Raw genomic sequence first — 7186 nt, 5'->3', positions numbered from 1 at the left:
GTGCAGCTGCGGGCGGTGCCGGATGCGCAGGTGCGCCCGGCGCGGGCCGTGGCTTCGGCTTTCCGTCAGGTCCGAGCTCTTCCTTTGGCTGCGCCTGTGCGACGACCAGTGGCGAAGTTTGTGCGTGCGACGCTGAGGTGGCGAATTGCATCACCGTCAGCGCAGTCGTGGCAAGCAGCACGAGACGAAGCTTTGTCATGGTCTTGGAGTCCCCGGCGGAAAGTCTGGGCAGGAAGGAAAGGAAGTCAGAACCGAACAATTCGGCAGGACGATGAATTGCCAGCCGTTAGGCCGGATTGTGGCGAGCGCCGAATCATCGGCGAAGTTTATTTCGACATTATAACGGGTTGCATCCGCGCTTGTTCACCGCGTGTTCAGAAGAAACGCTCGGACACACTCGCAACCGATCTGGAACCAGGGCGCGACGGCGAATCACGGGACGCCGGGTCGATCTGTCGCAGGCGGCGGGCCGGTTGGTCCGGGCGGTCCGCGCACCGGTGATTCGTCGGGTGTCTTGCCGGGCAGCTCGTCCGGCCGCGGCGGCTCGCCGGGTTCGCGCACCGGCGGTGGAACCTCCGGCTGGGGATTGCCGGGCGGAATTCCAGGCGGTGGCTCACTCGGCGTGCCCGGCGTCGTCGGGGGAATCTCGGGAGGCTCGATCGGCATTACGTCGGGACCGTGCGGCAGTTGCCGATGTCAGGTCCGCCGATGTCAGGTCGCGTCGCGGGCATTGATCGCTCCATCGCAGTTCGAAGCGATAACGGATCGCGCGCCGCGCCGTTCCTGTGCACGTTATCCGGGCGTGTGGCAGACCGCCTCGACGTTGTGGCCGTCGGGATCGAGCACGAACGCGCCGTAATAGTTGGGGTGATAATGCGCGCGAATACCGGGCGGGCCGTTGTCGCGGCCGCCTGCCGCCATCGCGGCCTTGTAGAAGGCGTCGACGGTGGCGCGGTCCTTGGCTGTGATCGCGATATGCATCGGCTTGTTCATCGCGCCTTCGCCGCCGATCCAGAAATCCGGCTTGCCGTCGGCGCCGAAGCCCGCCGCAGGCGCGTGCCCGGTCACTTCCGCGGGCACTTCCATGATCAGGCCGTAACCGAGCGGCGCCAGCGCCGTCTGGTAGAACGTCTTCGCGCGTTCGTAGTCGGAGACCGAAAAGCCGATATGGTCGATCATTGCGTGGCTCGTTGTGTGTGCGTCGCTACATCCGCAGACTCGTTGCAGCTCTCCCGCTTGCGGGGGAGGTCGGATTGCATCGAAGATGCAATCCGGGTGGGGGCTCTCTCGCATAATGACTAGCCCCATCGCGGCGACACCCCCACCCCAACCCTCCCCCGCCAGCGGGAGAGGGAGCAGATCTCTGACGTGGTTACATCTCATTCCCGCACAAGCAGCGTGTTGCTCCGCGTCCGGCCCTGATCGACGTAACCGCGCGTGTGCATGTCCGCAATGCAGTCGTCGGTCCATTCGTCCTTTGACAGATGCTCGATCACGACCGCGCGGGGCCACAGCTGCTCCGGCGCGTCGCGGAAGAAGCCGGTGAGCACGCGGTCCTCGAACCCCTCGACGTCGATCTTCAGCGCATCGACGCTGGTCGCGCCGGCCTCGTCGAGAATGCGTTGCAGCCGCAGCGACGGCACCTTGTATGCCTTGCCGGTGGGTGTGCCGGTGACGATGTGGCTGGCGCCGAGATTGTCGCCGTCGGTCTCGATCATCAGCTCGCCATCGGTCGGGCCTGCGGCCGCCGCAACCAGCCGCACCTGCGGAAAGCCGGAGGCCTGCGCGTTGAATTTGAGCCGCGCATGCGTCACCGGATGCGGCTCGATCGCGATCACCTTGCCGTTGGGCCCGACATCGCGTGCCAGCGCCAGTGCATAGGTGCCGACATTGGCGCCGAGATCGACGAAGGTGCCGCCCGCGCCGACATGCGCCCGCAGGAAGGCGAGCTCTTCAAGATTGTAATCGGGATTGAACAGCGCGCCGCGCTCGGTCGCGCTCGCCTGATGATAGAATCGGAACGATGCGCCCTGATAGATCACATCAAGCGGCCCCGAACCGAACAGATTGACCAGCCGCGACAGCCAGGGCCGGAACGCGCCGCGCTTCAATCCGCTGCCATGCGCAAGCCGGATGATGGCAGCCTGCGCCGCATTGGGCGCCAGGGCGCCGAACGGCGCCGGCGAAATGTCGTTGCTGGGTATCACGCATTGCCTCATCAAAAGCGCGGCATGCATAACCGGTTTCGACGGGAGCGCCAACGCCCGTTATGCTACTTTGGCTGCGGCTCGCCGTTGCCGCAGGAAGCGTCCGAGCAGCCTTCGCTTGCCCTTGCGCGGGATCAGGTCGACGTCGCTGATCAGCTTGGCGCCGCCCTTGCGGCGCTCCAGCACGATCTTGCGGCTGTGGAATGCTTCGAGCTCGACGCGATGGGCGACGCTGACGATGGTCGCCTTCGGCAATTCCGTCGTCACCATCTCCATCATCTTGTCCTGGCTCTTTTCGTCGAGCGCGGAAGTCGCCTCGTCGAGCACGACGATGTCGGGGCTGTGCAGCAGCAGCCGCGCAAAGGCGAGCCGCTGCTTCTCGCCGCCGGACAGTGTCTGGTCCCAGGGCGCGTCCTCCTCGATCTTCTCCTTGAGATGGTCGAGGCCAACCTTGTGCAGGGCGTCACTGATCTGTTCGACGTTCCAGTCCTCCGCCGCACCGGGATAGGCCACCGCGCGCCGCAGCGTGCCCGACGGCACGTAGGGCTTTTGCGGCAGCATGAACAGGCGACGGTCCGCATGCAGGCTGACGCTGCCGCCGCCCCACGGCCACAGGCCGGCGATGGCACGGACCAGCGTGCTCTTGCCGGTGCCGGATTCACCGGCGACCAGCAGCCGCTCCCCGGGCTCGACGACGACCTCGGTCTCGCCGACCACGGCGGTGCCGTCATCGAGTGTCACCGAGAGGTCGTTGAGGCTCAGCATCGCCTCGCCCTCGGTCTCGCCGCGTTCGATGCGTCCGAAACCGCCGCCGGTCTCGGCGCGTTCGAGTCCGTCGAGCGACATCATCAGCGATGAGATGCGCCGTGCGCATGCGTTCCAGTCGGCGAGTCGCGGATAATTGTCGACCAGCCAGCCGAACGCCGTCTGCACGATGGTGAAGGCCGAGGCCGCCTGCATCACTTGGCCAAGCGACATGCTGCCGTCGAGGAACTTCGGCGCACACAGCAGCAAGGGCACCACCGGCGCAATGAGATTCGATCCCTGCGACACCAGTGTCGTGCGCATGTGCTGCCCGGCGAGCCGCGCCCATTGCCGCAGCACGTTCGAGAACGTCTTGTCGATGCCGTCGCGCTCCTCGGTTTCGCCGCCGAGCAGCGCGATGCTTTCGCCATTCTCGCGCACGCGGGTCAGGACGTAGCGGAATTCCGCTTCCGCCTGGTTCTTGTCCTCGGAGATCTGCACGAAGCTGCGGCCGATCGCCATGATCGAGCCGGACGCGATCGCGGCATAGATGATGGCGGCAATGACCAGGAAGCCGGGGATGCTGATGGACGAGCCGCCGAGCGTCAGCGTCAAGGCACCGCCGATCGTCCAGAGCACGACGATGAAGGTGACGGCGGACAGCAGCGCGGATGTCACCCCGGCGATGAAATCAACCGGCGAGTCAGTTGCGATCCGCAGGTCCTCCGCGATGCGGTATTCCGGATTCTTGTGATCGCCGTCGACGAGGTTGAGCTGGTAGTAGCGGCCATTCGTCAGCCAGCGCGACACCACCGCGTTGGTCAGCCAGGCGCGCCAGCGCCGCTGAATGCCCATGCGGCCGAACACCTGAGCGACGCCCAAGAGCGCGCTGCCGATCGCAAGCGGAAAGAAGACGGCCGTCAGGTGGAAGACTGTGGCCGAGTCGCGTTTCTCGATCGCATCGAAGATCGCGCGATTCCAGACATTGATACCGTACTGGACGCCGACATTGGCGACGATCAGCAGCAGCAGACCGATCGTGAACAGCCACGCCAGCCGGTCGCCGTTAAGGCCCCAGTAGCCGCGCGCGGTGATCCAGAACCGCGTCAGCAGATAGTCCTTGCGCACCTGTTCGGCTTCTTCGGCCGACAGTTCGGGATCGGGCTCGATAATTTCCGGCGGCGGCGGTTCGACATGGTCGCCGTCTTCGGCAATGATCTCGACGAATTCCGATTTGTCGTCGGCTTCGCTTTGCGCGTCGTCGCTGTCCTCGGAACCGCCGCGCTTCGTTCTCGCTTTCCGCGGGGAACAGGCCTTCGCCGCCGAGGGCCTGTTCGACGATCTGGATTTTGCCTCAGTTTTGCCCATTGCGCGACAACGCGAGGGAAATCAGAAGGTTCCGCTGTGGTTCCGGCGTGGTGCGGCAGAATGACCCGACGGGCAACTCAGCAAAACCTGTCAATCACCTCGTGCGAAAATATTTCGGTTTATCGGAATGGCAACTCAGTGTATCATTCGCCCGTCTCACCCGATCGAGGGGCGCTTCGCGATCGTCACGAACGCGGTGTGGGACGCGGTGGACGCCGATGTCACGACCGACGAGCGTGACCGAGGGCGGACGGCGAAGTCGTGTGGTCCTGACGCCCTAGTGGCAGGTGTCCCCAAGCAGGATGCAAGCATCCTTGCGACGGCGGTGACAAACAAGCCCAGTCTCGCCGGGGAGAGCACGAAGTAAGCCGTAAAACCATCGCGCAGGGAAAGCCGGAGTGTTTCCGGTTACACCTGTGGTCCTACCCCCGTGCTTTCTACCTTTTGCACGGGGCCCATGGGTGTGATCGGCACCCGGCTTTCCCTGCGCCCTCTGCTCACGAGAGGGCGGAACGAGAAGCAAAGCTCGGGCGATTCATGTCGCGAGAACGCGGAAGTATGACTCACCGGCCGAGCCAAATGTTTGGTGTCGTCTCGGGCAAGCGCAGCGCGACCCGGGACCCATAACCACGAATGGTCATCATCAGGCGTCGCTGGAGCCACAGCGTACTCAACAACCCAATCCTGTGGTTTTGGGTCCCTGCTTTCGCAGGGACGACATCGCGTCCGAGGCGCGTGAACGCAATCACCTCACCCCGCCGGCGCCTGGTCCCGCTTCAGCCGGCGCGAGCGGGTGGCCTTGTGCAGCACGCGCGCCAGCTGCTCGGCCGAATACGGCTTCTGCAACAGCTCGAAGCCGCCGCTGCCCTGCTGCGACAGCACCTGGCTGTAGCCGGAGGCAAGCACGATCGGCAGATCGAGCCGCTGCCGGCGGATCTCCTCCGCAAGCTCGATGCCGCTCATGCCGGGCATCACGACATCGGTGAACACCAGGTCGAACCTGTCGGGGTCGACGGCCAGCTCTTCCAGCGCGTGGGTGGCGTTCTCGACCAGAACGCAGGTGCAGCCGAGCTGGGTCAGGGTGTCGGCGGCGAACTTTCCGACCTCGGCATTGTCCTCGACGATGAGGACCGACGCGCTGGTCTGATCGATCGAAGGCGCATCCTCCGTGAGCGGCGATTGTGCGTTGTGTCTGCCGACGACACGCGGGAGGTACAGCGTGAACGTCGAGCCCTTGCCGATCTCGCTGGTCACGGTGACCTCGCCGCCGGATTGCTTGGCGAAGCCGAACACCTGCGACAGGCCAAGGCCGGTGCCGTGACCGACCTCCTTGGTGGTGTAGAACGGCTCGAAGATGCGGCCGAACAGCTCCTGCGGAATTCCGACGCCGGTATCGGCCACCGATACCGCGATATGGCCGTGCGGGCTCGGCGGCGTGACCGCCTCGGACGGCAAATTCTTCACGGCGCGGACCGCGATCGTGAGCCGGCCGACGGCGTCCATCGCGTCGCGCGCATTCACAGCCATATTGATGATGGCGGTCTCGAACTGGCCGGCATCGGCGTTGACGAGGCAGGTCTCGTCCGGCACCTGCGCTGTGATCTCGATCCGCGAGCCGATCAGGGTGGTGATCATCTCGCTCAGGGTGCGGACATTCTGGCAGACGTCGAACACCTCGGGCTTGAGGGTTTGCCGGCGCGCGAACGCGAGCAGCTGGTTGGTCAGCTTGGCGGCACGGTTCACGGTGTTGGAGATCGCATCGATGTAGCGCTGCCGCCGCGCCTCCGGCAGGTCCGGCCGCCGCAACATGTCGACCGATGCGCGGATCACGGTGAGCAGGTTGTTGAAGTCATGCGCGACGCCGCCGGTGAGTTGCCCGAGTGCCTCCAGCCGCTGGCCATGCCGCAGCGCGTCCTCGGCCTCGATGCGCCGGTCGGCCTCCTCCTGCAGGCGCTCGGTTCGCCGGAAGGCGAGCGCGAGCAGGCCAAACAGCAGCGCGGTGGCCGGTATGCCGAAGATCAGGTGCTGCGCCATGGTCGAAATCCAGCGCGCCTGGATCGCCGAGGTTTCGAGCCCGGCGCTGACATAGATCGGGTATTCGGCCAGCCGCTGATAGCGCATGCGGCGTTCGATGCCGTCGGCCGGGGAACGGATCGTCATGCCGCCGGTCTCGGGATTGGCGACGACCTGTCGCCCCAGCGGCCCGCTCGGCTCGAACCTGGCGTCGTGGTCGATGACAGGGAAATGCGCCAGTATCGAGCCATCGGTCCGGATCAGCGCCAGGAAGCTGCCGGGCTCGCGGCCGATCTTGGCGTAGAAATTCTCGAAATATTCCGGAAGCACGGAGGCCTGGATCACGCCGCCAAAGCTGCCGTCCTCGTTGTTGCGGCGGCGGCCGACGCTGAAGAACCGCGCACCCTGATAGGGTGGCCGCGGCGTCAGCACCTCGCCGATATAGGTGCCGATGTCGCGCTCGGCGTGGATGCGGAAGTAATCCCGATCCGAGAAATCGATGTCGGGGGCCGGTTGCACCAGGCTGTTGACCAGCGCATGGCCGTTGGCATCGAACACCCAGATCGATTTCACCTGGGGGAGCGTGTCGGCGACCCGGCGCAGCCGCTCGTGCAGGCTCTTCTCGCGCACGGCGATATCGGCATCGCTCATGCCGCGGACGACCTCGGTGATCTCGCCCAGGCTGCGGTCGATGGTCTCGAACACCTTGAGCGCGTGCTCATGGGCGACGTCGAGCGTGCGCTGGATTTCCTGGTCGGCGGCCTCCCTGGTCGAGATCCGGGACATCGCGGAGGCGAACAGGAACAGCGCCAGCGGAAGGGCCAGCGAGGCGGCCATCATCCATTGCAGCAGTC

The 7186-nt window shown here is 65.3% G+C and carries 5 protein-coding genes and 1 pseudogene; all 6 read right to left on the bottom strand.

The window, feature by feature from the left end:
• Nucleotides 1-199 (bottom strand): annotated as a pseudogene (locus H8B02_RS43460) (OmpA family protein); the annotation flags it as partial.
• Between the two features lie 233 nt (nucleotides 200-432).
• Nucleotides 433-666, bottom strand: coding sequence for a hypothetical protein (locus H8B02_RS43455; protein WP_229171931.1), 234 nt, complete (start codon nucleotides 664-666; stop codon nucleotides 433-435).
• A gap of 126 nt (nucleotides 667-792) precedes the next feature.
• A complete protein-coding gene (locus tag H8B02_RS43450; RefSeq protein ID WP_229171930.1) occupies nucleotides 793-1179 on the bottom strand; it encodes a VOC family protein in 387 nt (128 codons plus the stop codon).
• 200 nt (nucleotides 1180-1379) lie between these two features.
• Nucleotides 1380-2237 carry an FkbM family methyltransferase gene (locus tag H8B02_RS43445; RefSeq protein ID WP_229171929.1) on the bottom strand — a complete coding sequence of 286 codons (858 nt, stop codon included), beginning with the start codon at nucleotides 2235-2237 and terminating at the stop codon, nucleotides 1380-1382.
• A gap of 30 nt (nucleotides 2238-2267) precedes the next feature.
• Nucleotides 2268-4319: an ABC transporter ATP-binding protein/permease gene (locus H8B02_RS43440; RefSeq protein WP_229171928.1), complete on the bottom strand. Its 2052-nt coding sequence runs from the start codon at nucleotides 4317-4319 to the stop codon at nucleotides 2268-2270.
• A gap of 750 nt (nucleotides 4320-5069) precedes the next feature.
• Nucleotides 5070-7184, bottom strand: a complete 2115-nt coding sequence (locus H8B02_RS43435) for a hybrid sensor histidine kinase/response regulator family protein (RefSeq protein ID WP_229171926.1) — start codon at nucleotides 7182-7184, stop codon at nucleotides 5070-5072.
• Nucleotides 7185-7186 lie beyond the last annotated feature (2 nt).

Source organism: Bradyrhizobium altum (assembly GCF_020889705.1).
GTDB classification, from domain to species: Bacteria; Pseudomonadota; Alphaproteobacteria; order Rhizobiales; family Xanthobacteraceae; genus Bradyrhizobium; species Bradyrhizobium altum.
The sequence above is the reverse complement of the archived record's forward strand: the minus strand, read 5'-3'. Positions and strand labels throughout refer to the sequence as shown.

Coding starts and splice junctions, on each gene's coding strand:
- H8B02_RS43445 (WP_229171929.1), bottom strand. CDS start 2,237: ATGCATGCCGCGCTTTTGATGAGGCAATGCGTGATACCCAGCAACGAC.
- H8B02_RS43455 (WP_229171931.1), bottom strand. CDS start 666: ATGCCGATCGAGCCTCCCGAGATTCCCCCGACGACGCCGGGCACGCCG.
- H8B02_RS43450 (WP_229171930.1), bottom strand. CDS start 1,179: ATGATCGACCATATCGGCTTTTCGGTCTCCGACTACGAACGCGCGAAG.
- H8B02_RS43440 (WP_229171928.1), bottom strand. CDS start 4,319: ATGGGCAAAACTGAGGCAAAATCCAGATCGTCGAACAGGCCCTCGGCG.